Source organism: Jeotgalibacillus proteolyticus (genome assembly GCF_050107735.1).
Lineage (GTDB): Bacteria > Bacillota > Bacilli > Bacillales > Jeotgalibacillaceae > Jeotgalibacillus > Jeotgalibacillus proteolyticus_A.
Genome location: NZ_JBNILO010000003.1, coordinates 29112 through 55594, shown reverse-complemented (window position 1 = coordinate 55594; position 26483 = coordinate 29112). Strand labels below are relative to the sequence as shown.

At 40.7% G+C, this 26483-nt stretch carries 27 protein-coding genes; 20 read left to right on the top strand and 7 right to left on the bottom strand.

Translation table 11 applies throughout. The features are described from left to right. The first annotated feature begins 50 nt into the window (after window positions 1-50). The 5 genes from ACQCT8_RS05595 to ACQCT8_RS05575 all read left to right on the top strand — a co-directional run bounded on the left by ACQCT8_RS05595 (window position 51) and on the right by ACQCT8_RS05575 (window position 4419). Entirely contained in the window at window positions 51-608 is a 558-nt protein-coding gene (locus ACQCT8_RS05595; RefSeq protein WP_426869256.1) for a hypothetical protein, read from the top strand. A gap of 80 nt (window positions 609-688) precedes the next feature. Next, entirely contained in the window at window positions 689-1831 is a 1143-nt protein-coding gene (locus ACQCT8_RS05590; RefSeq protein ID WP_426869254.1) for an acyl-CoA dehydrogenase family protein, read from the top strand. 184 nt (window positions 1832-2015) lie between these two features. Then, complete coding sequence (gene cccA / locus ACQCT8_RS05585; protein ID WP_426869252.1) at window positions 2016-2498, top strand: cytochrome c550; 483 nt, start codon at window positions 2016-2018, stop codon at window positions 2496-2498. Window positions 2499-2602: 104 nt separating this feature from the next. Beyond that, window positions 2603-3301, top strand: a complete 699-nt coding sequence (locus ACQCT8_RS05580; RefSeq protein ID WP_426869250.1) for a tRNA (adenine(22)-N(1))-methyltransferase — start codon at window positions 2603-2605, stop codon at window positions 3299-3301. Beyond that, window positions 3298-4419, top strand: coding sequence for a Nif3-like dinuclear metal center hexameric protein (locus tag ACQCT8_RS05575; RefSeq protein WP_426869248.1), 1122 nt, complete (start codon window positions 3298-3300; stop codon window positions 4417-4419). Before ACQCT8_RS05580 ends, ACQCT8_RS05575 begins: the two co-directional genes overlap by 4 nt. 63 nt (window positions 4420-4482) lie before the next feature. Here the strand turns inward: ACQCT8_RS05575 and ACQCT8_RS05570 are convergent, their stop codons facing one another. Together ACQCT8_RS05570 and vrrA are read right to left on the bottom strand one after the other, a co-directional pair. Beyond that, window positions 4483-5478: a 4-hydroxy-3-methylbut-2-enyl diphosphate reductase gene (locus ACQCT8_RS05570; RefSeq protein WP_426869246.1), complete on the bottom strand. Its 996-nt coding sequence runs from the start codon at window positions 5476-5478 to the stop codon at window positions 4483-4485. Window positions 5479-5558: 80 nt separating this feature from the next. Beyond that, window positions 5559-6221: a VrrA/YqfQ family protein gene (vrrA, locus tag ACQCT8_RS05565; RefSeq protein ID WP_426869245.1), complete on the bottom strand. Its 663-nt coding sequence runs from the start codon at window positions 6219-6221 to the stop codon at window positions 5559-5561. 188 nt (window positions 6222-6409) lie between these two features. On the opposite strand from vrrA, the gene ACQCT8_RS05560 reads away from it, so the two are divergent. Both ACQCT8_RS05560 and ACQCT8_RS05555 read left to right on the top strand, forming a co-directional pair. Then, on the top strand, window positions 6410-7720 hold the full coding sequence (locus ACQCT8_RS05560) for a DEAD/DEAH box helicase (RefSeq protein WP_426869243.1): 1311 nt from the start codon (window positions 6410-6412) through the stop codon (window positions 7718-7720). Between the two features lie 25 nt (window positions 7721-7745). Beyond that, a complete protein-coding gene (locus ACQCT8_RS05555; RefSeq protein ID WP_278239519.1) occupies window positions 7746-8639 on the top strand; it encodes a deoxyribonuclease IV in 894 nt (297 codons plus the stop codon). A gap of 22 nt (window positions 8640-8661) precedes the next feature. Here ACQCT8_RS05555 and ACQCT8_RS05550 read toward each other — a convergent pair whose 3' ends face one another. Beyond that, window positions 8662-8928 (bottom strand): DUF2624 family protein, encoded by a 267-nt coding sequence (locus tag ACQCT8_RS05550; protein ID WP_426869240.1) that lies wholly within the window; start codon window positions 8926-8928, stop codon window positions 8662-8664. Window positions 8929-9068: 140 nt separating this feature from the next. On the opposite strand from ACQCT8_RS05550, the gene ACQCT8_RS05545 reads away from it, so the two are divergent. Genes ACQCT8_RS05545 through ACQCT8_RS05535 form a run of 3 tightly spaced genes read left to right on the top strand, consistent with a single transcriptional unit; the run spans window position 9069 to window position 11122 of the window. After that, a complete protein-coding gene (locus tag ACQCT8_RS05545; RefSeq protein ID WP_426869238.1) occupies window positions 9069-9854 on the top strand; it encodes a metal ABC transporter ATP-binding protein in 786 nt (261 codons plus the stop codon). Further along, a complete protein-coding gene (locus ACQCT8_RS05540) occupies window positions 9851-10690 on the top strand; it encodes a metal ABC transporter permease (RefSeq protein ID WP_426869236.1) in 840 nt (279 codons plus the stop codon). Before ACQCT8_RS05545 ends, ACQCT8_RS05540 begins: the two co-directional genes overlap by 4 nt. An 18-nt stretch (window positions 10691-10708) precedes the next feature. Next, window positions 10709-11122, top strand: a complete 414-nt coding sequence (locus tag ACQCT8_RS05535; protein WP_278239515.1) for a Fur family transcriptional regulator — start codon at window positions 10709-10711, stop codon at window positions 11120-11122. Window positions 11123-11351: 229 nt separating this feature from the next. Here ACQCT8_RS05535 and ACQCT8_RS05530 read toward each other — a convergent pair whose 3' ends face one another. Then, window positions 11352-11927, bottom strand: a complete 576-nt coding sequence (locus tag ACQCT8_RS05530; RefSeq protein ID WP_426869233.1) for a hypothetical protein — start codon at window positions 11925-11927, stop codon at window positions 11352-11354. A 127-nt stretch (window positions 11928-12054) separates the two neighbouring features. Between ACQCT8_RS05530 and ACQCT8_RS05525 the strand changes: the two genes are divergently transcribed. Next, window positions 12055-12417 carry a hypothetical protein gene (locus tag ACQCT8_RS05525; protein WP_426869231.1) on the top strand — a complete coding sequence of 121 codons (363 nt, stop codon included), beginning with the start codon at window positions 12055-12057 and terminating at the stop codon, window positions 12415-12417. A gap of 80 nt (window positions 12418-12497) precedes the next feature. Here ACQCT8_RS05525 and ispG read toward each other — a convergent pair whose 3' ends face one another. Both ispG and ACQCT8_RS05515 read right to left on the bottom strand, forming a co-directional pair. After that, a complete protein-coding gene (ispG, locus tag ACQCT8_RS05520) occupies window positions 12498-13613 on the bottom strand; it encodes a flavodoxin-dependent (E)-4-hydroxy-3-methylbut-2-enyl-diphosphate synthase (protein ID WP_426869229.1) in 1116 nt (371 codons plus the stop codon). Window positions 13614-13719: 106 nt separating this feature from the next. Further along, the gene (locus ACQCT8_RS05515; protein ID WP_426869228.1) at window positions 13720-14013 is read right to left on the bottom strand and encodes a hypothetical protein; all 294 of its coding nucleotides are present in this window, start codon (window positions 14011-14013) and stop codon (window positions 13720-13722) included. Between the two features lie 145 nt (window positions 14014-14158). Between ACQCT8_RS05515 and ACQCT8_RS05510 the strand changes: the two genes are divergently transcribed. Next, window positions 14159-15949, top strand: a complete 1791-nt coding sequence (locus ACQCT8_RS05510) for a methyl-accepting chemotaxis protein (RefSeq protein ID WP_426869226.1) — start codon at window positions 14159-14161, stop codon at window positions 15947-15949. A 22-nt stretch (window positions 15950-15971) separates the two neighbouring features. Here ACQCT8_RS05510 and ACQCT8_RS05505 read toward each other — a convergent pair whose 3' ends face one another. Further along, window positions 15972-16745: a DUF1189 domain-containing protein gene (locus tag ACQCT8_RS05505; RefSeq protein ID WP_426869224.1), complete on the bottom strand. Its 774-nt coding sequence runs from the start codon at window positions 16743-16745 to the stop codon at window positions 15972-15974. 254 nt (window positions 16746-16999) lie between these two features. On the opposite strand from ACQCT8_RS05505, the gene ACQCT8_RS05500 reads away from it, so the two are divergent. The 8 genes from ACQCT8_RS05500 to pstB all read left to right on the top strand — a co-directional run bounded on the left by ACQCT8_RS05500 (window position 17000) and on the right by pstB (window position 26464). After that, window positions 17000-18631 carry a Na/Pi cotransporter family protein gene (locus tag ACQCT8_RS05500; protein ID WP_426869222.1) on the top strand — a complete coding sequence of 544 codons (1632 nt, stop codon included), beginning with the start codon at window positions 17000-17002 and terminating at the stop codon, window positions 18629-18631. 135 nt (window positions 18632-18766) lie between these two features. Next, entirely contained in the window at window positions 18767-19249 is a 483-nt protein-coding gene (locus ACQCT8_RS05495; protein ID WP_426869220.1) for a DUF456 domain-containing protein, read from the top strand. 151 nt (window positions 19250-19400) lie between these two features. Next, window positions 19401-20009, top strand: a complete 609-nt coding sequence (locus ACQCT8_RS05490) for a superoxide dismutase (protein WP_426869218.1) — start codon at window positions 19401-19403, stop codon at window positions 20007-20009. A gap of 135 nt (window positions 20010-20144) precedes the next feature. Next, window positions 20145-22310, top strand: coding sequence for a peptidoglycan D,D-transpeptidase FtsI family protein (locus tag ACQCT8_RS05485; protein ID WP_426869216.1), 2166 nt, complete (start codon window positions 20145-20147; stop codon window positions 22308-22310). Window positions 22311-22699: 389 nt separating this feature from the next. Next, on the top strand, window positions 22700-23713 hold the full coding sequence (locus ACQCT8_RS05480) for a PstS family phosphate ABC transporter substrate-binding protein (RefSeq protein ID WP_426869214.1): 1014 nt from the start codon (window positions 22700-22702) through the stop codon (window positions 23711-23713). A 77-nt stretch (window positions 23714-23790) separates the two neighbouring features. Beyond that, window positions 23791-24738, top strand: coding sequence for a phosphate ABC transporter permease subunit PstC (gene pstC / locus ACQCT8_RS05475; protein ID WP_426869212.1), 948 nt, complete (start codon window positions 23791-23793; stop codon window positions 24736-24738). Window position 24739: 1 nt separating this feature from the next. After that, window positions 24740-25618 carry a phosphate ABC transporter permease PstA gene (gene pstA / locus ACQCT8_RS05470; protein ID WP_426869210.1) on the top strand — a complete coding sequence of 293 codons (879 nt, stop codon included), beginning with the start codon at window positions 24740-24742 and terminating at the stop codon, window positions 25616-25618. A 30-nt stretch (window positions 25619-25648) separates the two neighbouring features. Beyond that, window positions 25649-26464, top strand: a complete 816-nt coding sequence (pstB, locus tag ACQCT8_RS05465) for a phosphate ABC transporter ATP-binding protein PstB (protein WP_426869208.1) — start codon at window positions 25649-25651, stop codon at window positions 26462-26464. The last annotated feature ends 19 nt before the right edge of the window (window positions 26465-26483 follow it).

Genomic DNA, 26483 nt, shown 5'->3' with positions numbered 1-26483 from the left:
AAAAAAGAGGATTGGCTTTTTTTATAAGATCTTAAATAGGAGCGGTGTTCATGAGAGAACAAAGAAAAGAAATCATTACAAATGAAATTTTGTACTGGAAAGCAAATAAGATTCTTCCTTCCCATTATTGTGATTATTTACTTGCATTGTACAATGAAGGGGAAGCGGTCAGTGAGAAGTCTCCCATTTCAAAGACTCGCGCTGTATTGTCTCTTAATCATTCAACCTCGAATTTCTACTCCATGATTACCGTATGGATGGCGTTAATTTCTTTTGTTGTTTTCAATTTTACTGAGTTATCTGTAATATTGCAAACAGCGTTTTTATCGATTTTTGTCGTTTTGCTTTTCATTCAGGGATTCAAAAAGAAAACAAATAAATGGGTACGGCATATATCTATTATTACGGCAGTTTTTATCCTTCTTCTTCAAAGTTTACAGATTTGGGAAAAATATTTTTCAGACAATCTGCCCCTGCTGTTTTTTTTAATAGGGATTCAATGTGTAATCTGGATGGTCATGGGGTGGAAATTTAAATTAAGCTATTTAAGTGCTGGCGGCTTTTTGGGATTGGCTGTATTAATGATTTGTATCTATCAATATAGGTAACTGATTGAGATAAACTTGTAGAATAGGCTTGTCATCTCTTATAATAGAAATGAAAGCGGATACAAACAAGGGGGATGAATATGAATTTTGAACTTACACAAGAACAGCAGATGATTCAGCGTACGATACGTGAATTTGCCCAGGAAGTTGTAGCACCTGGTGCATTGGAGCGGGACCGAACCAAAGCATTTCCAAAAGATGTGATGAAGCAGCTTGGGGAACTGGGAATGATGGGGCTGCCGTTTTCTGAGGAGTACGGAGGTGCTGGGGCAGATACAACAAGCTTTGCAATCGTAACAGAAGAATTAAGCCGTGCTTGCGGATCAACCGGTATTACATATTCAGCCCATATTTCATTGGGGGGAGCCCCTATTCACATGTTTGGCACGGACAAACAAAAAGAAGCTTATTTACCTCAGATTTGTTCTGGAGAATCGCTGGGGGCATTTGGTTTAACAGAGCCTAATGCAGGTTCAGACGCCGGGGGGACCCAGACGAGTGCAAAAGAAGAAGGAACTGATTTCATTATTAATGGAAATAAAAGCTATATTACAAATGCCAGCTGGGCAAAATATCTTGCTTTAACTGCTATTACCGGAACGATCAATGGACAAAAAGAAATCAGCGCCATCATTGTGCCGACGGACGCAGAAGGCTTTAAAGTAATTGATAATTATGAAAAAATGGGCTTGCATTCATCTAATACAACGGAACTTGTGCTGGAAGACGTTAAAGTACCCCGCGAAAACCTTCTAGGAAAGCGCGGTGAGGGCTTCAGGCAGTTTTTGATAACGTTGGACGGGGGACGGATTGGAATTGCTGCTATGGCTGTAGGAATCGCACAGGCGGCATACGAGCGAGCGCTCAGTTACTCTAAAGAACGTCATCAATTCGGCCGCCCGATCTCGTCCTTTCAGGTAACACAATTTAAACTGGCAGATATGGCAATGAAAATCGAACTGGCAAGGACCATGACGTATAAAGCAGCCTGGCTGAAGGATCAGGGGAAGAAATTTACTAAGGAAGCTTCAATGGCGAAGCTGTATGCATCAGAAATCTGTATGGAGGTTTGTAATGAAGCTATACAAATTCATGGCGGATATGGGTATATGAAAGAGTATCATGTAGAAAGATACTTAAGAGATGCAAAACTTCTTGAAATTGGAGAAGGAACCTCTGAGGTCCAGAGAATGGTCATTTCACGAGAAATCGGCTGTCAGTAAACGAGTTGGAAATAAACCCTTTTTTAAAAAAATGATTTTCTTTGTGTCTAAAATGCGACAAAAAGGGAAAAGTTGAGTATTGGGTCTTTCCGATTGTCGAATAGTAGAGTAAAATATGTAGTGTTCAAACTGCTTTCATATGAATGATTGCTACATAATTTTTTTAAAAAAGGGAGGGTACTGTATGAATAAAAATCCTATTATACCATTTCTACTGATCATGGTTCTTGGATTCGGCGTGGTGTTTTTTATGTCTATTCAAGGACTTAATGAATCCGAAGAAGCAGCTGAAGAGGAAGAAGGCGGCGGTGAAGAAGCAGGAGGGGGAGACTTCGATCCTGAAGCTCACTACCAGTCCACGTGTATAGGCTGTCATGGTGAGAACTACGAAGGCGGCGGCGGTGGTCCTTCACTTGTTGGAGTCGGAGAACGACTTGATGAAGGAGAAATAGCTGACATTTTGGTAAATGGACAAGGCTCAATGCCTGCCGGTCAAGTGGATGAAGCCAATGCTGATGCCATGGCCGAATGGGTGGCTCAAATCGGTTCTGAAGAAGGCGGAGGAGAGGGCTCAGAAGAGGGCGGAGAAGAAGAAGGATCTGAAGAAGAATCCGAAGAAGGATCTGAAGAAGGCGGAGAAGAAGGTTCTGAGGAAGAAGGAGCTTAATCTCTCTTGACTTAAACGATCAGATTTTCCAATTACGATTAAAAGGGGCGGCCATAACAAGTGGTGCGCCCCTTTATCTTTTTATACTGTTAAGAGGTGAAAGAATGAATAGCCATCAGCTTTCTAGACGATTAACGGCGGTAGCATCTTTTGTTCCAAAAGGATCTGTACTCGCAGACATTGGCTCCGATCATGCTTATCTGCCATGTTATTTAGTTCAAAAAAAAATAGCTGTTTCAGCAATTGCAGGCGAGGTGGCTGAAGGTCCATTTCAGTCTGCTCTTAATCAAGTAGAGGAAGACGGTCTGAAGCATTTAATTAACGTGAGAAAGGGGAGCGGTCTTTCTGTTTTAGAAATAGGCGAAGCAGATGTCATCACGATTGCAGGTATGGGGGGACCGCTAATTTCTCAAATACTTGAAGAAGGAAAAAGTAAACTGGCCGGTGTACAACGGCTAATTCTTCAGCCAAATATAAACGCTATCTCCATTAGAGACTGGCTGACCCAAAATCAATGGAAATTGACTGCAGAAGAAATTCTTGAGGAAGATGGGAAGGTTTATGAGGTTCTGGTGGCAGAACCATCCGAGTCTGCAATTGAACTTACGTATACAGACCGCCTTCTTGGACCATTTTTGGTAAAAGGTAATTCTGCTGTGTTTCAGCAAAAGTGGCGAGAGGAATACAAGCAGTGGGAGAGGATCTTGCAACAGCTGACACAGGCGGAGCCATCCGGGATGATTGATGCAAAGAAAGAAGAACTTAGAGTGAAAATGAAGATTGTAAAGGAGGTATTGCGTTGAAAGTAGAAGCAAACGGACACCAAATAATTGAGCTTTTTGAGCAGTTCTCACCTAAAAATCTAGCGATGGAAGGAGATCCAGGTGGTTTACAGATCGGCAGACTAAATCAAAAGGTAAAAAAGGTGATGACAGCGCTTGATGTATTAGAGGAAGTAGTGGATGAAGCGGTCAAAGAGGGTGTTAATCTGATTATTGCGCACCATCCCATCATTTACAGACCGCTTAAAACCATTCAAACTGATGTTTCTTCAGGGCGGATCATCGCTAAGCTGATTCAGCATGATATTGCGGTGTATGTTGCTCATACAAACCTGGATGTGGCAGATGGCGGTGTAAATGACTGGCTGGCACAACAACTTAAGCTGACAAATACAAAAGTTCTGGTTCCAACCACAGAGGATCGTTTGAAGAAATTAATTGTGTTTTCCCCTGAAAGCCATGCAGAACAAGTCAGGAAAGCAATGACGGAAGCAGGAGCGGGACAGGCAGGTGATTACTCTCACTGCAGTTTCACTTCTACTGGCACAGGACGCTTTATGCCGGCAGAAGGATCGGATCCCTATATTGGATCAGTGAATGAACTGGAAGAAGTGAAAGAAACAAGAATTGAAACCATTCTGTTTGAGTCAATAGAAAAAGAAGTTATTCAGGCAATGCTAAAAGCCCATCCGTATGAAGAAGTGGCTTATGATGTTTTTGAAGAATCAAGAAAAGGTCCGAAACTGGGGCTGGGCCGGGTTGGTACGCTGGATAAGAAGATGACGCTAAATGAATTTGCAGATTTTGCTAAAATTCAATTTAATGTTCCTGCTCTTAGATATGTAGGGGATCCTGCAGCTTCTATTCAAAAGGTCGCTGTACTTGGAGGAACCGGAAACAAATACATGAAAGCAGCAAAATTCAGCGGCGCCGATGTTTACGTCACAGGTGATGTGGATTATCATACAGCACATGACGCTGCTGCTCTGGGTCTGTGTATTGTTGATCCAGGTCATAATATCGAAAAAGTCATGAAAAATGGAACTGCAGAGGAAATGAAGAGGAGATGTGAGGAAAAAGGGTATGATGTGGAATTTGTCGCATCATCCATTCATACGGATCCTTTCTCTTTTAAATAAACAGGGGAAATTGAAAAGGCTGGCAGATGGAAAAGAAGTCCGTCTGCCAGCCTGTTGTAAATGTTACTTTTTTATATCCTGCGTCTGAGCAGAATACGGCAAAATTGTTATCGGTTTAGATGGAGTCTTGATCCTTGGCAGTATTTTGGAAAGCGGCACTTTCTTTTCGTTCTGCCAGGTTGTTTTGTCATTTGGATCAAATTGATTTACGTAATTCATCACTTCTTTAACAATTGGGGTTGGTGTAGAGGCGCCGGCAGTAACCGCAACTGTTTGAGCACCTGTCAGCCATTCGGATTTGATCTCTGTTACATCAGCTACCCGGTAGGCTGGAGTACCTGCAATATCCTGTGAAACCTGTGCCAGCCGATTGGAGTTATTGCTCATTGGGTCCCCAACTACAATAAGTACATCTGCAGCCCCTGCCTGCTCAGCTACTGCTTCCTGTCTTACCTGGGTAGCCAGACAAATTTCTTTATGCTCCTCAGCCTGAGGATACTTTTCTTTAACTTTTTCAATTACTTCTAGTACGTCCCATTGACTCATTGTCGTTTGGTTTGTGACAATAATTTTATCATTTGAAATGACAAGGGAGTCAACATCAGAAGGGGTTTCAATCAAGTGAACAATGGATGGAGCCACGCCAACAGCCCCTTCAGGCTCCGGGTGTCCTTTCTTGCCGATATAAACAACATCATAGCCCTGCGATTCTTTTTCTCTTATCAAATCATGAGTTCTGGTCACATCGGGACAAGTCGCATCGATTGAAGTTAATCCTTTTTGCCTCGCGATCTCCCTAACTTCAGGAGAAACACCGTGCGCAGTGAAGATAACCGTTCCTTTTTCTACTTTCTCTAAAATATCTTTTCTATTTTCACCGTCCAATGTGATGATGCCCTCTTCTTCGAATGCGTCTGTAACATGCTTGTTATGCACGATCATGCCTAATATATAAATGGGTCTTGGCAGAGTTTTATCCATTGCTGCGTTTCGGGCGATCACCATGGCATCCACTACGCCGTAGCAGTAGCCTCTTGGTGTTATTTTAATTGTATTCATTAAAATCCTCCTACTTGAACGATCTGTATACGACCATTATAAAGGAGTTATCCACTGCCTACAAATAATATTCGTCGTTCTTACACATAGAGTTTGGGCACTGAGGTTTTTGGTTTTGCAGGCTTTGGTATATCAGCGGACTGTTTTTGAGACAGCTTCTCGTCCTTTTCAATAAGCAGCAGACTGTCCTTTGCCTCCACTTCAGTTGATGCATCCGTGTCACTTTCTTTATCTTCGCTATTTAGACTGCGGTAAAGCTTCCACATAGCAGGGAAATTCCTTACAAGAGGTCCATATTGCTGAATCATTGGAAGGGCCTGTTGAGCTGTTTGAATCATCTGCTGAGTACTGCCGACCCATTTCTGGATGCTTTCCATCGAAAAGACTCCTGCTGCCCCGCTGCCTGAGCCAGCCCCTCCTGGAGACAGCAATGAGGCGATTCCCCTCGAAGCGGAAGCGGGTTCAGTCACACCGGAATAAAAGGGGTTGATTTGATTTGCTGTGGAGTTTCCTGCTCCCTGAAATAGATTTCTCAGCCCCCCTTGGCTTTGCTGCTTTTGACGGCCGAAAGCTGAAAAAAGTCCCTTTTTTTGAGCAGGCTGCTGTCCTTGTGTAAAAGGAGATATTCCTCCGAAAGGAAAGCCGGATTGCCTGGAGTAATTTGAATGAAAAGGCTGATGCTGAGAGCGTAAACCAGCGGGCAGTTGAAACCCTGTATTTGAAATTTTTTGTCTCCGATTCATTATTTTCGCCTCGCTTTACATGGATGACTAATTCAGTATATGCAATTTTAAAAAAAGAGGAAGGGATGTCCATCTATGGATGTTCAAAAATCGTTTCTGGTGTTTTGGGATAAACTTGACTATAATAGAGTTTTGGACACATCCAAGATTCATTTGATCGAGGATAATGAAAAAGGAGTGATTGACAAATGTCGCACGGTTTTACAAGATATGAATTTAAACCTTTTATAGATGAAGCAATTAACGCATTAGGTTTCCATGAACCAACACCTATTCAAGAGAAAATGATCCCTATGATTAAGAAGGGCCAAAGTGCAATTGGGCAATCCCAGACTGGCACCGGAAAAACACATGCTTATCTGCTTCCGCTTCTGGATAAGATTGATTCCGAAAGAGAAGAAGTTCAGGTCGTTATTACCGCACCCACACGGGAATTAGCTAAACAAATCCATCATGAAGTAGTAAAAATTACAGATCGCTTTAATCAATCCATTTCCAGCAAATGTTTTGTTGGCGGTACAGATAAACAGCGCGCCATTGATAAGCTTAAATCGCAGCCTCAGGTAGTGGTAGGGACACCTGGAAGAATTAATGATCTTGTTAAAGAACAGGCACTATTTGTTCACACAGCCGGATCTATTGTTATTGATGAAGCAGATTTAATGCTCGAGATGGGATTTATTGAAGACGTAGACCAAATTGCAGCGAGAATGCCGGAAGATCTTCAAATCCTTGTTTTTTCTGCGACTATACCTGAAAAACTAAAGCCTTTCTTGAAAAAATATATGGAAAATCCTCAATATGCCCATATTGAACCTAAACAGATTCTCGCACAGAATATTGAATTTGTACTCGTTCCTAAAAAGAGCCGGAGTAAAATTGAAGTACTGCATGATGTACTGCAGTCATTTAATCCATATTTGGCAATTGTGTTCACGAACACGAAAGCTAAGGCTGATGAAGTGGCAGATGCATTACTTTCTAAAGGTATGAAAGTGGGAAGAGTTCACGGAGGACTGCCGGCCCGTGAACGTTCAAGAATGATGAAGCAGATTCGGGATCTTGAGTATCAATACATTATTGCGACTGATCTCGCCGCAAGAGGAATTGATATTCCAGGGGTCAGCCATGTTATTAATTTTGAACTGCCGACAGATCTGGACTTTTTTACACACCGTGTAGGGCGAACGGCGCGTGCTGGTCATTCAGGCGTTGCTGTTACATTGTATGAACCAAGTGACGAGGATGCATTGAATCAGATTGAGAGAAAAGGAATCAGCTTCAAGCATCAGGAAGTTCGAAATGGCGAATGGGTAGACCTGACGGAGCGTCATAAAAGGACAAACCGTAAGAAAACTGAAAATGAAACAGATGCAAAAGCGAAATCACTTGTCAGAAAACCGAAAAAAGTTAAACCGGGATATAAGAAGAAAATGCAATTTAAGATGGATAAAATTAAAAAAAGAGAACGCCGCATCAAACGCCGCAATAACGATTAAATAATCTATCTGAAAGGAGATCATCATGTTGAAAATCGGTTCCCACGTATCTATGGGCGGTAAAAAAATGCTGCTGGCTGCAAGTGAAGAAGCGGCATCTTACGGCTCTTCAACATTCATGATTTATACAGGCGCACCTCAAAATACGCGCCGGAAAGCAATTGAAGATTTAAATATTGAAGCGGGCGCAAAGCATATGAAAGAAAACGGAATCACGGATATCGTCGTTCACGCCCCTTACATTATTAATATCGGCAATACCTCAAAGCCCGAGACATTTGAACTCGGCATCAATTTTCTTCGTTCTGAAACCGAGCGGACAGCAGCTCTAGGATCTAAACAAATTGTTCTGCATCCAGGTGCTCATGTAGGTGCAGGGGAAGAAGCAGGGATTGCAAGAATTATTGAAGGCTTGAATGAAGTGATAACCAAAGACCAGGAAGTTCAGATTGCGCTTGAAACGATGGCGGGAAAAGGTTCTGAGTGCGGGAAGAGTTTTGAAGAAATTGCCAGGATCATTGATGGAGTAACTCATAATGAAAAGCTCTCCGTCTGTTTTGATACCTGCCATACCCATGATGCCGGCTACGACCTGGTTCATGATTTTGATGGTGTTTTAAATGAATTTGACAAAATGGTCGGTATTGACCGAATTAAGGTCGTCCATGTCAACGACAGTAAAAATGTCAGAGGCGCTGCCAAGGACCGCCATGAAAACATCGGCTTTGGGCATATCGGCTTTGATGCATTATCTTACATTGTTCATCATGAAGCCTTTAAAGATATCCCAAAGATCCTGGAAACTCCTTATGTCGGTGAAGATAAAAAAGATAAAAAGCCTCCTTATAAATTCGAAATCAGCATGTTAAAAGAAAAAACGTTTAACCCTAAAGTACTCGAAGAAATTTTTAACCAATAAAAAATAAGCTGTGAGCTGAGACTCACAGCTTATTTTCATGCAAAAATGTTTGAACAATCGTTTCCAACTTGCGTGAACGGGCAGTTCCAAGGATTTCTTCTGTCCGCTTAAAAAGCAATGAGCGTTCTTTCTCATTAAAAAAATCAATTTTGTTCTGTTTTAAAAGTCGTGCTAAAATTTCACTTTCTCTATTGGTAAGTTTCAAGTCAAAAGGAGCAGCATATCGTCTAAGCTCTTCAGCCGTCAGCTGATGCAGTTTTGTGTTCACAAATGTTTGCAGCCATTTCATTATAATCGCCTCCTACCGTCACTGTATGCACAAGGCGCCTATAAGGTGAGAATAGAATCAAATCATTTACAAGCGGTGTGTTTTTGTGTATACTCAGTATTTGTAAATCGGAACGATTCTTGTTCGAAAGGGATGTTACTATGGAGTCATCCAATGTAATCGAGTTAAAAAATATACACTATCGCTATGATCGCGATCTGGTTCTGACAAATATTAATCTGGCTGTTCCTAAAGGAGCTTTTTTAGGAATTGTCGGACCAAACGGATCAGGAAAATCGACAATGCTAAAAATAATACTTGGTCTGCAAAAACCCAGAAAAGGTTCTGTCGTGCTTTTTGGCCAGCCGCAATCTAAATTTCGTGACTGGGAAAGAATCGGCTACGTATCCCAAAAAGCAAATGCCTTTAATACAGGATTTCCTGCAACTGTATATGAGGTGGTTGCAAGCGGGCTAACAAAAAAGGCGGGTTTATTTAGAATGATCGGGAACAAAAGAAGACCTCAAATTGAAAAAGCTATCCAGGCTGTCAGCATGGAGGATTTCAAGGACCGCAATATTGGTGAATTATCAGGAGGACAGCAGCAGCGGGTGTTTATTGCGCGTGCCATCGTAAGTGAACCCGATGTATTAATTCTGGATGAACCAACAGTTGGAGTAGATTCGAAAAATGTGCAAACATTTTATGATATGCTCGAGCGGCTTAATAAAGAGCTTTCCATAACATTAATGCTTGTTACACATGATATTGGCACGATTACAAATAAGGTTACACACGTTGCCTGCTTAAATAATACGATGCATTTTCATGGAAGCACGGAGGATTTTGAACAAGTAAAAGACAATGAGCTCTCACAGTTTTATGGTCATGACGTTCAGCGTCTTCATCACGACCATGATCACTCCAGCGAGGCGCAGACCTTATGATTCAGGCGATATTTGAATATGAGTTTTTACAAAATGCTTTTTTGACAGGGTTAATTATTGGGGTGATCGCTCCCTTGTTAGGCGCGTTTATTGTAGTAAGAAGACTGTCATTGATCGCAGATGCCCTTAGCCATGTAACATTGTCGGGAATTGCAGCAAGTTTATTTTTAAGTAAAACGTTTGTTGTTTTTAACGGCCTGAACCCATTGTGGCTCGGAATGGGATTTTCAGTAGCAGGGTCTTTATTTATAGAGAGGCTCAGAACGGTGTATAAACATTATCAGGAGCTTGCCATACCGATCATCCTTTCCGGGGGAATCGGGATAGGCGTCATTTTTATTTCTCTCGCTGATGGATTTAATACGGACTTATTCAGCTACTTATTTGGAAGTGTCAGTGCAGTCAGCAGAAGCGATCTTTGGCTGATACTTGCGATTGCTGTCACCGTAATTTCAGTCGTAATTTTATTATATAAAGAATTATTTTTGCTGTCCTTTGATGAAGAGTACGGAAAAGCATCCGGATTATCCACCCGTTTCCTTCATCTTGTATTCATGATCATGGTGGCGCTGGTTATTGCGGCATCTATGAGGATTGTGGGAATTCTGCTTGTGTCCTCTTTAATGACACTTCCGGTAGCTGCTGCCATGAGAGTAGCCAGAGGCTTTAAGCAGACGATATTCTTTTCCATAGCTTTTGGAGAAACAGCGGTTATCTTCGGATTGTTCAGTGCTTTTTATCTTGATCTGGCACCTGGTGGAACGATCGTTTTGTCCTCAATCCTGATTTTATTAGCAGCCATTGCTTTTAAAAAACTTCAGGCCATGAGAAAATAAGACAGGGGTGATGCACAAATGAATGTAACCTATGCGATGCAGCTGTTAAAAGATAAAGGATATAAACATACCGGCAAGCGGGAATTTATGCTTGAGTATTTTGCTAAGCATGACAGATACATGACAGCTAGAGAAGTACTTGAAGCGATGAATCATGATTATAAAGGGCTGAGCTTTGACACGATCTACCGAAATCTTTCCCTGTTCGAAGAGCTGGGAATATTAGAAGAAACGGAACTGTCGGGAGAGCGTCACTTTCGCTTTACATGCAAAAGCCACGAACATCATCATCACTTTATTTGCATGGACTGTGGAAAGACAAAGGAAATTCATACATGTCCGATGATTGATTTAAGCGAAAACCTGAATGGTTATAATGTTTCCGGTCATAAATTTGAAATTTATGGTACATGTCCAGAATGTCAACAATAAAAAAGAGCTTGGGACAAAAGTGTCTCAAGCTCTTTGACCGGTTCGGCTGCGCTTCAGGCGGACGCTTTCCGCAGGGACGGGGGCTTGAGCCTCTCCAGGCCCTTGCCCTGGTTAGTCTCAGCTTGCCGTCAAATCCTGCAGGAGTCGCCACCTGCCGCTCCGCTCACCTAGTACTAGTAATAAAAATCCTCGTTTTTAAACTTTTTTTAGTTTAGTCCCAGCCTCATTTTTATGTTGTTTTTATCAGCCACTCGTTAACCCACTTTTTTGCATCCAGCCAGTTATTTACCCGGATAACACCCTGAGGTATGGGCTCACGGTTATAAGGGGTATCAAACAGAATTACAGGAATATCACACTCTTCATGAATCATGACTGCATTATCATGCTTATCCTCAAAGAAAATATCCACGTTAAACTTCTGCGCAGTTTTTACTTTATCATGCGAACCAATCAATTCTATATGGTCGTATCGAATATTTTTTTCCAAGAACCAGTTCATCGTTAAATCAATATGCTTGTAGCTTCTAGCGCTAATAAAAAATAATTCATGATCGTCCTTCCACTGCTCTAAAATTTCATCTGCATGCTGCACAACTGGAGAGGAAGAGTAAATGGCTGGCTCTGCTTTTAAAAACCATTTTGAAAAGGCATCCGGCGAAATATCAGGCAGCGCTTTGGTTAAATCATATTCTGTCAAATCATCCAGAGACAAGGTTCTGTCAAACGCTTCGTTAATATGAGGGATGAGAGATGTAGGGCAAGTTACAGTTCCGTCAATATCTATTCCAAATCGTTTAGTCATTCATCAAAACTCCTTTGTATTCATTTATTTATTGTAGCATAAACACTCCTGAAAAAATTCATCAATAGGAGAGCGATCTTTTGTTCATACTAAGACTGCCGAACGGGCAGGAAAGGAGGAGACGTGAATGTATGAAGAAGAAAAAAATCAGACGGGTTTGGAAAAAGTTCCTGAAAGAACTGCCTACAACCAGGAGATGGCCAGTGAACTGGCTCAAGTAGATGTTGGAAGAGAGCAGTCCTATGCGAATAATAATGAACCCTCGCGTGATGGGAAGATTGAGAATACAAACAAAGGAACATGGCTCGGGTTATCTTCCCTCATCTCGGGTATCATTGCTTTCTTTACTTCACCGGTGATATTTGGTTTAATTGCGATTGTTCTTGGTTTTATTGCACGAAAAGCGGGAAGCACCAAAGCGTCCGGCTGGGGGATCGGCCTTGGAACAGTAGCTGTGTTTTTTGGATTTTTGATTGCCCCTTTTTTCTAATAAAAATCGGACCGACAGCACACCGTCGAGTCCGATTGATTAATCTATTCATCATTCAGGAGAATGCTTTTTCCCGTAATTTAAGACAAAGCGGCAGCTTCAGCTTCTTCCCGCTGCTTTTTATAATGCTCTTCGGCCAGTTTGTCAATTTCAATCTTTAATTCTTCGACCATTGTTTCTTCAGGTACTTTGCGAACCGTTTTTCCTTTCATAAAAAGGAGACCCTCGCCGCGAGCACCGGCAATTCCTATATCTGCTTCCCGCGCTTCACCTGGCCCGTTTACAGCGCAGCCAAGGACGGCAACTTTAATAGGGGCTTTAATTGTTGAAATATACTCTTCCACTTCATTTGCGATGGAAATTAAGTCGATTTCAATGCGTCCGCATGTAGGGCATGAAATGAGTGTTGCAGCATTTGACGCTAAACCAAAGGATTTAAGCAATTCGCGTGCTACTTTAACTTCCTCAACCGGATCCGCACTGAGTGAGATCCGCAGTGTATTCCCAATCCCTTTACTCAGTATCGCGCCAAGACCGGCAGCACTTTTAACTGTTCCTGCAAAGAGTGTACCTGATTCCGTGATGCCCAGGTGAAGTGGATAGTCAAATGCACGTGACGCTTTTTCATAGGCTTCAATTGCCAGATTTACGTCCGATGCTTTCATGGAAACGATAATATCATGAAAATCAAGATCTTCAAGAATTTTTATGTGATGCAGGGCGCTTTCCACCATGCCGTCTGCTGTTGGATAGCCATATTTCTCGACAATCTTCCGTTCCAGGCTCCCTGCATTAACCCCGATCCGGATGGGGATGTTTTTAGCTTTTGCAGCCTTCACAACGGCTTCCACTTTTTCTCTTCTTCCTATATTGCCCGGATTAATTCGAATCTTATCCGCTCCGCCTTCAATTGCTTTAAGGGCAAGCTTATAGTCAAAATGAATATCTACAACAAGAGGAATATTAATTTGTCTTTTAATGTCAGCAATAGCATCTGCTGCACGTTCATCAGGACATGCGACTCTGACTACCTGGCAGCCTGCTTCTTCTAAACGATGTATCTCAGCTACTGTCGCTTCAACATCATGTGTTTTGGTTGTGGTCATACTTTGAATAAATAGTTCGTTGCTTCCGCCAATGGTCAGATCACCGACTTTGACTGGTCTTGTTTTTGAACGATGTATGATGTCACTCAAGTGTCATTCGCTCCCTTTTTGTATACTTGCTTTCCTATTGTAGCTGATTCTTTATTATTTTAACAGTCTTCAATTACGGATGACAAGAAATAGAGTGCAGGCAGCATCAGTTTGCAATCGGAAGCAAATACTGTTCTCCGGCCACGATTTTATGTGGAGGCAAACCGCCATTCAGCATTGTGAATTCCTGAGAGAGTGTATCGATGTTAAAAGTCACAGGCAATATATCATGACGTTTCATCATAGTGATTAGCGTATCTCCTGGCTTAGCTTCAGCCTCAATGCTTGTTATTTCAATGGTTTCACTGTCCAATTCATGAATGATCGTCCCTTGTGTAAAATCCGCATATCCAATATACATAATGAGCATTATCAACAAAGCGAAGATCATTTTTTTCATCTCATCACCCCGATATCTTTCTACTGAAAGATATGGCTTAACGGATTTTATAGACCTTCTTTACAGCAAATTAATATTTATGCCATCAAAAATTTAAAAACTAATGAGAAAATAGACCTATATCTAATGGGAGGTTATTTGTATCATGAAGTTTAAACTCAAAAGAAGAAAAGCAGCTGATCTTATTAATAAAATTCGATTAACTAAAAGAGGCGGCTTTTCACTAAAAACCAGACTCCTAGTTCCGTTGCTTGCTATTGTTTTTGTCTCAACATCTATTATCGGCTTGCAGAGCTATTCATCGTCTGTAGAGAGAACGACTGAGTTAGTAGAGCAAAGGCTGATGAGAGAGGTTACATTATCCAATGAGATTATACGCAATTCTATGATGATGCATGTTGGAGATGAGGAAGCATTTATAAAACAGGTCAACCAGGCTGCAGAACAGCAAAAAGCAAACTTGGGTCAGGATGGGTTATTTGCAGAAATTTTTCTGTTGCAGGAAGGCGTATCTTCAGGCTTAGGCCGTAAAGCAACTAACTTTACCCTTTCTGCTGAGACAATAAATGGTATTGGCGAGAAAAAGAAAGGAATTATTCACAAAAAAGAAAATGGCAGAGATTATACATTTGCATTTTTTAATGTCCAGGAATTAAAAGGAGAATATGTTATTGCCATTCCTCAAGAAAATTACCTGAGTCAGCAGGAGGAACTTGCAAAATCTATTATGGTCCTGCTTCTTATAGCAATAATAATTACCTTCTTATTAACAACCTGGATTGTTCACTCCATATCTAAGCCTATTCAGCGGCTGCAAAAGGATATGAAAGCTGTTAGAGAAGGGTTTATACATAGTAATAGAGACGAACTCAAAACATCAATACCTGAAATTGTTTCCCTTAATAAAAGCTTCTCGGTCATGATGGACCATATTTCACTCCTGGTGAGTAATTTAAAAAACACAAGCACGAATCTGTCATCAGTCGGAGGAGAACTCAAAAGCGCATCAGAAGAACTTGTGTTGAATAATGTACCCATGAAGAAAAACGTTTCTCAGATGAAAAGCGGGGCTGAGTTAACCTTTGAACAATCAGCTTTAAGCCTGGAGCATTTTAATCAGATGAATAGTCATTTAACGAATATGATGAATCAAATGGAACAATTAATAATTAATACAGGAAAGATGAAAAACTCGAGAAAAACCGGAGAACAGAGCATTGATCTTATAACAGGGTCGCTTACAGAATTTGTACAGAAACTGACTCCATTTTCAGGAGTTATCCATGATATTGAACTGCAGTCCGAAGAAGTAAGTAAAGTTGTTGCGTTTATAAATGATATTGCTGAGAACACAAAGCTGCTGGCATTAAATGCTGCTATTGAAGCTGCAAGAGCAGGTGAAGCAGGAGCAGGGTTTGCTGTAGTAGCAAAAGAAGTACGAACGCTTGCGGAAAAAGCAGCTGAGGCTACAGATTCTATTACTGATTCTTTATTTAAAATGAAAAAAATGACAAGTCATGCGGTGGAACAATTCCATGAAATAGAAGAATTATCGATTTCAAAGGTGCGTGATGCTCATTCGAAAAGAAAAGCGTTTGATAAAATGATGGAAGAGATGAGTCTTGCTGAATCCGGCCTGAATGAATTGAAAGAACATACTCATACGGTTCAAAAAACGATGCCTGCAGTTAAAGAAGCTACAGAATCCGTTTCTGCAATTGCAAAATCAGCAAATCATAATGCAGAGCTTGTGGATGCAGAATTTGCTGCTCAGGAAACCAGAATGCTTGAAGCAGCAGAGCTGGGAAATCGGTTAGCTCAAATCTCCTCAGAACTTGATGAGTTAAGCAGATCAAATTTGCTGCAGGAGGAAGGTCCTTCCCGCGAATATCCAAAGAAACGATTTAAATGGAGCCTATTAAAGAAAGCATCCTGAACACAGGATGCTTTCTTTCTTATTATGAAACGCTTTTTTTCGCTGGTATTTCTTTAATGGAAAGGTAAATCATGATCGATGTTACAAACCAGTTTATTAAGCTGCCGGCAGGTATTGTGGAGCCAATGAGTGAGAAAATAGTAAAGAACACAGTAGGTAAAGTAAGGCTATAAGCGGTAATGCGAAAGCTGTGGCGATAGGATAACTTTCTTTGAAGAATTCTTGCAATAAACAAGCCTATTGCAGAAAATATAAGGACTTTAATAAATAGGAATCCAGTGGATATCACGTACATAACGAAAAAGATAAAAAAGTAGAGAATCCCTTTAGCTCCGTCCAAAGACGATAGTAAATCAGTTAAACCATCGGTGCTGAAATTGATTCCTGTAAACATGGAATAAGGATATTGCTGAATTTGCGGACCGAAAGAAAAAACGGCTTCCTTTTGAAGAAGTGCTAACGTATTTGCATCTCCTATTAAATCGTCGGCTTCGATCGTACCTGAGTCATCAACTATAACCGTTAAATCCGAACGGTTAACTGTAACAGGTTCTTCATTGGACGCATTAAGGGTGCCATCCTGAACCTCAAAAGAAGGAAGCTCATTTTGAAGTAATTGCTCCCCTTCATCAAATAACGTGCTGCCAAGCTGTGTTACTTGAATGATAACGGGAATTAAAGAAATAATAGCAAGGAAAAATAAAAAGAGAATTGTCTTACCAATTCCCTGAAACCGAAACCTTGCAATATCCCTCGGAGAGTAAAGGCTTTTCCAAAATTGTGTAAACAAATTCATAACAGGACGTCCTCCTATATCTTTTCTAAGTCCATTTTATATTTTAATCGTTCAACGCACGAATTCAAACATAAAAAGTTAGTGAACAATTTATAATTTTCTACCTTTTGTAACACAAATGTAACATTAATCGGTCTTTATTAACCAATTGTAAATTTTATCGAAAAAGTGTTTACTTAAAGCATAAAAAGAATTAATAATTGTAGAGGGTTTTCAAGAAATTTGTCTAAATATGTTTAACAGGGGTTGAAATGATGGAAGTAAATTGGCAGGAAGTGTTCTTTCAATTTATTGGAGGATTGGGTATCTTTCTCTTTGGTCTTAAGTATATGGGTGATGGATTACAGAGATCTGCAGGAGACCGGCTAAGGGAAATTTTAGATCGATTTACGACAAATCCCTTTATGGGCGTACTTGCAGGTATATTTGTAACAATTCTTCTGCAAACAAGTACAGGAACTACAGTTATAACTATTGGACTTGTTAGTGCCGGCTTTATGACCCTGAGACAAGCCATCGGTGTAATAATGGGTGCTAACATTGGTACAACCGTTACAGCTTTTATTATAGGGATCGATATTGGAGAATATGCACTGCCGATCGCGGCGCTTGGTGCTCTGCTCCTGTTCTTTATAAAAAATAACAAAGTAAATAATGCTGGCCAGATAATTTTTGGTTTTGGTCTCTTATTTTACGGGCTGGAGTTAATGAGCGGAGGAATGAAACCGCTGCGTGAACTTCAAGCATTTATTGATTTAACACAAAGCATGAGTGAAATACCGGTTCTTGGTGTTATTGTTGGGACGGTATTTACTATGATTGTACAAAGTTCTAGCGCCACAATTGGTGTCCTTCAAGGCCTTTATTCAGAGGACTTGATTTCTCTTAATGCAGCAATTCCTGTTCTTTTCGGGGACAATATCGGAACAACGATTACAGCCGTACTGGCTGCAATTGGAGCTTCTGTTGCTGCGAAGCGTGCAGCAGCAGTTCATGTGCTTTTTAATATTATTGGTACCATTATCTTTATGCTCCTGCTGGCGCCTTTTACTTGGTTCATAACGTGGATCGACAAGTTCCTGCAATTGGAACCTGCTATGCAGATCGCTTTTGCACATGGTACCTTTAATGTAACCAATACAATACTGCAATTTCCGTTTATTGCTTTACTTGCTGTATTAGTAACAAAAATTATTCCAGGAAAAGATGTTGTGGTTGAATTTAAGCCAAAACATCTTGATCCTCACTTTATTGAACAGTCACCTTCTATTGCGCTTGGACAGGCAAAAGAAGAAGTGCTGCGAATGGGGTCATTTGCAGTGCAGGGATTAAATGAATCGTTTGAATACCTGAAAACGAAGAATACTAAACATGCTGAACTCGGCTACCAGATTGAAGATGCGATTAATAATTTGGATAATAAAATTACGGATTATCTGGTGCAGCTGTCAAGAGCTTCTTTATCTGCTGCTGAATCTGAAAGGCATTCCAATTTAATGGATTCCGTTCGGGATATTGAACGAATCGGCGACCATTTCGAAAATATTATTGAATTAGTGGATTACCAGCAGTCTAACAAAGTCAAAATGACTGAAGAAGCTATGGAAGATCTAAGAGAAATGTTTACGCTGACCATTGACGCAGTATCAAGTTCGATTGAGGCACTTGACCAAAATGATCAGGCAATTGCACGAGATGTGGCTGAGAAGGAAGATCTTATTGATAAGATGGAACGCAAATTCAGAAAGAAACATATTCTACGACTAAATGAAGGGCAGTGTTCAGGCCAGTCAGGAATTGTTTTTGTGGATATTGTTTCGAATCTTGAACGAATCGGCGACCATGCTGTAAATATCGCTGAAGCCGTATTAGGACTGAGAAAATAAAAGAGCAGAGAGGGGAGCGGTTCAGCTCTTCTCTTTTTTTATCTAGACTGACCTGCAGATGGTAAAAGTAAGTCAGTTAGAATGCAGCTTTCATCCTGCTTCTGGTATATTAAATCATAGAGAGGGGGAAATTCATTGGAAATTATGTACTGGGTATTGATCAGTCTTGTGTTCTTAATTGCGTTTATAGGATTAATTTATCCCATAATACCAAGTGTGATTTTTATCTTAGCAGGATTTATTTTATATGGACTGTTTTTTTCGTTTTCTCCTTTTAACTGGCTGTTTTGGACAATCCAGCTATTATTTGTGATACTGCTGTTTGGAGCGGATTATGTGTCGAACTTATTCGGGGTTAAAAGATTTGGAGGTTCTTCTGCCGGCATCTGGGGAAGCACAATCGGCCTTTTGATTGGTCCATTTGTTTTGCCGCTGATCGGAATTATTGCAGGTCCATTTATAGGAGCTGTAGCCGGGGAATTACTGGTGAATCGAACATCTTTGAAACAAGCAGTGAAAATTGGATTTGGGTCTTTATTAGGCTTTGTTACCTCGATTGTAACAAAAGGGGCTGTTCAGTTATTCATGATCGCATATTTTTTATTTACTGTTCTTTAATGATTAATCTTAGTTGACTTGGGTAATTTAAAAGGGAAGAGTAAAAAGCAAGCAAAAAAATTGAAGAATGATTCAAGATTTGATACGCTAGGTTTTGAAGTTAACGAATCGTTTGATGATTCGACTAATTTACATAAGGAGGAATTTAATCATGGGTTATACATTACCAGAATTACCGTACTCGTATGATGCACTTGAACCACATTTCGACAAGGAAACCATGAATATTCACCACACGAAGCACCATAACACATATGTGACAAAATTAAACGATGCTCTTGAAGGCCACAGTGACCTTCAATCAAAAACAATTGATGAGCTGATGGCAGATTTGAATACAGTTCCTGAATCTGTTCAAACAGCAGTAAGAAACAACGGAGGCGGTCACGCCAATCATTCGTTCTTTTGGAAGATCCTTTCTCCAAACGGTGGCGGAGAGCCATCAGGAGAATTAGCGGCTGCAATTAACGAAAAGTTTGGCAGCTTTGAAAAATTCAAAGAAGAGTTTGCAGCTGCAGGAGCTGGACGCTTCGGTTCTGGCTGGGCTTGGCTCGTTGTAAATAATGGCCAGCTTGAAATTACAAGCACTCCTAATCAGGATTCACCACTTACAGAAGGTAAAACACCAGTTGTCGGTCTTGACGTATGGGAGCATGCTTATTATTTAAAATATCAAAACAAGCGTCCTGACTATATTAACGCTTTCTGGAATGTAGTAGATTGGAATGCAGTTGAAAAACTTTATGTAGCAGCAAAATAAAGAATAAAAAAACCCGCACATTTTTGTGCGGGTTTTTTGTCGTTTTAATGAAAAAAGTGCTAAACTGTAGAAGATAGCAAACAGATTCTATAAAATGAATATAATCAGGTTTATATATAGAAAGGAAGTATGCGGTTGAAAAAGGAAACAGGACGAACCAGAGAAAAAAAGCAAAAAAAGAATCACGTTTCATCACGGATGAACGTTCTTTTCTTTGCTGTTTTTTTAATGTTTTCTCTCTTGATTCTTCGGCTAGGTGTTCTCCAGATTGTAAATGGTGAAAATTACGTCAGAGAACTAGAAAGAACGGAAGAGGTAGAAGTAAATACGAGTGTGCCACGGGGAAAGATTTTTGACCGGAATGGAAATATAGTAGTAGACAATCAGCCTGTCAATGCCATTACATATACAAAAAATCAGCAGACTTCTCAAGAGGAAATGACGATGGTGGCAAAAAGGCTTGCTGAACTAATTACCGTTGAAACAAAAAAAGTAACAACCCGTGATAAACAGGATTATTGGGTGCGCGAAAATCCCGAAGCAGCTAAAGAAAAGATCACTGAAGAAGAACAAATGTTGTTTAGTGACGGCGAATTAAGTCAGGCTGAATATGACGATTTGATTAGAGAAAGAATTACAGAAGATGAACTGAATGCACTCACAGACTCAGAATTAGAAGTTCTGGCTATTTACCGCGAAATGCAGTCCGGATACAATCTTTCTCCTCAAATTATTAAAAATGAAGACGTAACAGATGAAGAATTTGCTACTGTAAGTGAACATTTGAATACTCTGCCGGGCGTAAATACGACGGTGGATTGGAATCGTCAATATGCTTATGGCGATGTTTTCAGGTCTGCTCTTGGCAGCGTGAAATCCATTCCTCAAGATAAGATAGATTACTATCTTGCCAGGGACTATACACGAAACGACAGAGTCGGAACAAGTTATCTGGAGCTTCAGTATGAAGACATCCTTCAGGGGCAAAAATCGAAAGTTAAAACGATAACGGACAAAGCCGGCAATGTCATTGACAGTCAGACAGTTCATGAAGGAGAACGCGGAAAAGATCTGGTTCTTTCAATAGATATGGAGCTGCAAAAAGAAATAGAAAAAATCGTTGGAGATTATGTTGAAAATCTGAAACGAGGTGGAGGACGGCCGATTTTTGACCGTGCTTTTGTGGTAATGATGGAGCCTGATACAGGTGAAGTGCTTGCTATGGTCGGGCAGCAATTTGACGAAGAAGAAGATGAAATCATTGATTACAATATCGGTGCGTTTACCAGTGCGTATGAAGCCGGTTCAAGTGTAAAGGGAGCAACAGTGCTCTCAGGGTATCAGGATGAAGTGTCCTTTCCTTATAAAGGGTATGTGGATGAAGTAATAAAAATTAAAGATACTGCCCCAAAAGGTTCTTATTACGGGAACCGTGAAGCATATCGGCAAATGACGGATTTAGAGGCGCTCGAGATTTCGTCAAATGGATATATGTTTAAAGTGGCCATTGATATGGCTGGAGCCAAGTATACTCCAAATCAGCCAATTGATATTGGTAGATCATCTTTTACAAAATTCAGAAATTATTTTGGACAGTTTGGTCTTGGTGTGGAAACAGGAATTGATATGCCCGGAGAGAATACCGGATTCCAGGCTAACAATGACTTTGGGCCGGGTAAATACCTGGATTTATCTATTGGCCAGTTTGACACCTACACGGCTATGCAAATGGCCCAATATGTCTCTTCGATTGCGAATGGCGGAAACCGCATTGCACCAAAAATTGTAAAACAAATAAGGGAACCAAGTCAGGAAAATGATACGCTTGGCCCGCTTCTTCAGGAAATGAAACCGGAAGTGCTGAATAAACTCAATAATACCCAGGAAGAAATCGACCACGTGAAGCGGGGCTTCTTTGCAAGTTTCAATGGAGCTAATGGTACAGGTCAGGATTTAAAAGGAAACGGCTATGTCGCTGCAGGAAAAACCGGTACAGCAGAGGTGGTTTACTTCGGGCCAAAATACGTCGAAGACTATTTGGGGGCTCCCCCTGAAACAATCAACTCAACTCTTGTCGGCTATGCGCCTGCAGATCAACCTGAAGTTGCTTTTTCCGTTTTAGTACCTTGGCTGTATCCTAACGATGGAACAGAACGGCTTCGGGTAGACGCAAATGAAGATTTGGGAACCGCTATTCTCGAAAAGTATTTTGAACTGAGAGAAGAACGGATGGACGAAGACGGCGCTGACGAAGCAGTTGAAATAGAACTGGCTGAAGAAGAAGCAAATGTCGGAAACTAGGTTTATAAGAGATTGAAAAGAGGCTAGGACAAAGCATAAAAGAATTTAATGAAATGAAGAAGTTTTTATAAATAGTAAGAGGAAAGAGGTGCGGAAGGTGGCGACTCCAGCAGGATATGACGGTTGCTTGAGACTATGCAGGGCAAGGGCCTGGAGAGGCTCAAGCAACCGTCCCTGCGGAAAGCGTCCGCCTGAAGCGCAGCGAACCGGTCAAAGAGCTTGAGACACTTTTGTCTCAAGCTCTTTTTGTAACCTTTTTTTCAGCAGATAAACCTAAAACAAAAGTTAATTTACAAAAGCTTTACATTTGATTTATATCTACTTAATAGTCTCCTAGTATTGTATTACCTGTAGGACAAATCAACCAACACTTTAGGAGGAATTACAGTATGAAAAGTTTTAAGTACTTGGCAATGACAACTATGCTGGGGTCAGCAATTTTCTTGGCTGCTTGCGGCGGAGAAGAAGAGGAAGCGACAAACGGTACAGATGGAGAAGCTACTGACGTAGAAACTTCAGAAAATGAAGACGCTGAATCTGATACTTCTGGCGAAGATGGAGAAATGGAAGGCCAAGTAACAGGAGATGGATCATCTACAGTAGCCCCGATTATGGAGGCAATTGTTGAAGAATATGCTGGAGCACAGCCTGGAGTGCAGGTATCATCCGGAGTATCCGGAACAGGCGGAGGATTTGAAAAATTCATCGCAGGTGAGACTGCATTTTCAAATGCCTCACGTCCAATTAAAGACGAAGAAGCTGCTGGTTTAGAAGAAGCTGGAATTGAATATACAGAAGTAGAGCTTGGCTATGACGGGCTATCTGTAGTAGTAAATTCAGAAAACGACTGGGTGGATCATTTAACAGTTGAAGAATTAAAAGCAATGTGGGTTGAAGATGGCGAAGAAAAAACATGGGCTGATATCCGTGAAGGATGGCCTGAAGAGCCAATCGAGTATTATTCACCAGGTACAGACTCAGGTACGTATGACTACTGGAATGAAGTTATTCTAGAAGATGAAGATATCGTACGTTCAGCTACTCTTTCAGAAGATGATAACGTACTTGTACAAGGCGTACTTGGTTCACCAAATGCTATTGGTTACTTTGGATATGCTTACTACCTTGAAAATCAAGATACTCTAAAAGTCGTTCCAATCGACAATGGAGACGGGCCGGTAGAGCCAAATAACGAAACAATCGAATCTGGTGAATATGCACCGTTATCACGTCCATTGTTCACGTATGTAAGCAATGCTGAAATTGGCGAAAATCCTGCTGCAGCAGACTTCATTACTTTCGCAATTGAAAATGCAGGAGACCTTGCAGAAGCTGTAGGATATGTTCGTGCTCCACAAGATGTATACGATGAAGATATGGAAACAATTGAATCTTTAAAATAAATAATGGATGGAGAAGAGGAGCGTGAGATTCACGCTTCTCCTCTCATTGTGTCTTTCGGATATAGGAGGGTTTTCACATGTCGATGAAGGAATCAAATTCAACATTAAATGTACAGGAAATGATTGCGCAAAAAAGCAATCGGGGTCTCTTGTCATTCGTTGAAAAACTAATGCCGAAGTTATTGCTGGCAATTGCTATTGTTTCTGTTTTGACAACGATAGGTATACTGGCTACACTGATCGTAGAAACTTACATTTTTTTCACTCGTGTTCCGTTTTGGGGCTTTATTACAGGAACCGAATGGTATCCATTTGCAAATTCTACGCCAACCTATGGGGTTCTGCCATTAGTGATAGGTACATTGAAAATTACCGGGATTGCAGTTGTGGTAGCAGTGCCGATAGGTATTGCCACTGCCATTTATTTGAGTGAGTATGCGAGCCTTCGTGCAAGAAAAGTTATTAAGCCGATTTTAGAAGTGCTTGCCGGTGTTCCGACCATCGTGTATGGTTTTTTCGCTCTAACATTCGTTACGCCGATTTTACGATCCATTTCCCCTGAGGTAAGCATTTTTAATGCGATCAGTCCTGGGATAGTAGTCGGAATTATGATCATTCCAATGATTGCATCTCTTTCTGAAGATGCAATGAATTCAGTTCCCAATTCTATGAGGGATGGGGCATACGCCCTCGGCTCCACTAAGCTTGAAGTCGCTTTAAAAATAGTTCTTCCTGCAGCGATATCCGGAATTGTCGCTTCAACCGTTCTGGCAATTTCAAGGGCAATTGGTGAAACGATGATTGTAGCGGTGGCAGCAGGATCAACTCCAAGGTTTGATGGTGACCTTACAGGTTCTATTCAAACCATGACAGCATATATCGTTCAAGTTACTACTGGTGATGCTGGGTTTGGTACAACGATTTACTACAGTATTTATGCTGTTGGATTTACGTTGTTCATTTTCACCCTGATCATGAACATGCTTGCACAATATATCTCCAAGCGCTTTAGAGAGGAGTATTAAAATGAATTACATTAATCATGAATCTGTAGCGAAAAAGACGAATAGCCGCTTATTAAAAAATAAAGTGCTGAAAAGCATATTTTTAGCAGCAACGATGTTTGGATTAATTGTACTGGCAATCCTGCTTTATCGCATTGTCACTCAAGGAAGTGAGTATCTGAGCCTGGAATTTTTCACGAGTTTCGCGTCTAGGGTCCCAGAGAATTCCGGAATAAAGGCAGCCATTCTAGGGTCGATTTACCTGATGCTTGTGGTAGCTCCTATTTCAATGTTTTTAGGTGTAGGAACAGCGGTTTATTTAGAAGAGTATGCAAAGAAAAATAAACTAACAAATTTTATCCGCATTAATATTTCAAATTTGGCTGGAGTGCCGTCCGTAGTGTTCGGATTACTTGGATTGACAATCTTCGCCCGTTTCTTTGGACTGGGAATCTCGATTTTAGCAGCGGGTCTTACCATGAGTTTGTTGATACTGCCGATTATCATAGTTGCGGCTCAGGAAGCTATACGATCTGTACCGAAAGAACTAAGGGATGCTTCCTATGCCATGGGCGCTACAAAATGGCAGACCATCTTGCGTATAGTATTGCCTGCAGCCATTCCGGGGATACTGACAGGAAGCATTCTGGCTTTATCAAGAGCTATTGGCGAAACAGCACCGCTTGTAGTATTGGGAATTCCAACAATATTGATGTTTACCCCAGATAGCATTATGAGTACGTTTACCGCTTTGCCAATGCAAATCTTTGACTGGACGAAACGTCCACAGGTTGCTTTCCATGATGTAGCGGCCGCGGGGATCATCGTACTGATGACGCTGCTAATTATCATGAATTCAATTGCTGTATTTATTCGTAATAAATATCAGAAAAGATATTAATTATTAAAGAGGATGAAGGGAGCTTTTCCTATGACAACGACAGTGAAACCGAAGATACAAGTACCAGAAAAAAAGAAAGAATCTGCAAGCAGAGGTTCTGTTTATCAGTCCAATCAGCTTAACTTATGGTATGACACTAATCATGCATTGAAAAATATTGATTTAGATATTAAAGAAAACGAAGTTACAGCGATTATCGGGCCTTCAGGATGTGGGAAATCCACATATATCAAAACACTTAACCGTATGACAGAAACGATTCCTTCTGTGAAAACATCAGGTGAAATCATTTATCGTGGAAAGAATATTCTTGAAAAAGGTTATAAGGTAGAGGAATTGCGTACAAAGGTTGGAATGGTCTTTCAAAAACCAAATCCTTTTCCTAAATCAATCTATGACAATATTGCTTATGGTCCCCGTATACATGGGATAAAAAACAAAAAAATACTTGATCAAATCGTTGAAAAGAGTCTGCGCGGCGCAGCGATTTGGGATGAAGTTAAGGATCGTTTAGGCGAGAATGCATACAGCCTATCAGGTGGACAGCAGCAAAGGATCTGCATTGCAAGGTGTCTTGCGATTGAACCGGATGTTATTTTAATGGACGAGCCTACTTCAGCTCTTGATCCAATTTCAACTTTAAAAGTAGAAGAGCTAGTTCAGGAGCTGAAAAAAGAATACAGTATCATAATTGTTACCCATAATATGCAGCAAGCTGCACGTATTTCAGATAAAACTGCATTCTTTTTAAATGGGGAAGTAGTTGAATTTGATCAAACAGATAAAATCTTCTCCAACCCAACTGACAAGCGGACGGAAGATTACATTTCTGGTCGTTTTGGATAATAAAATCCAGTAAAAAGAA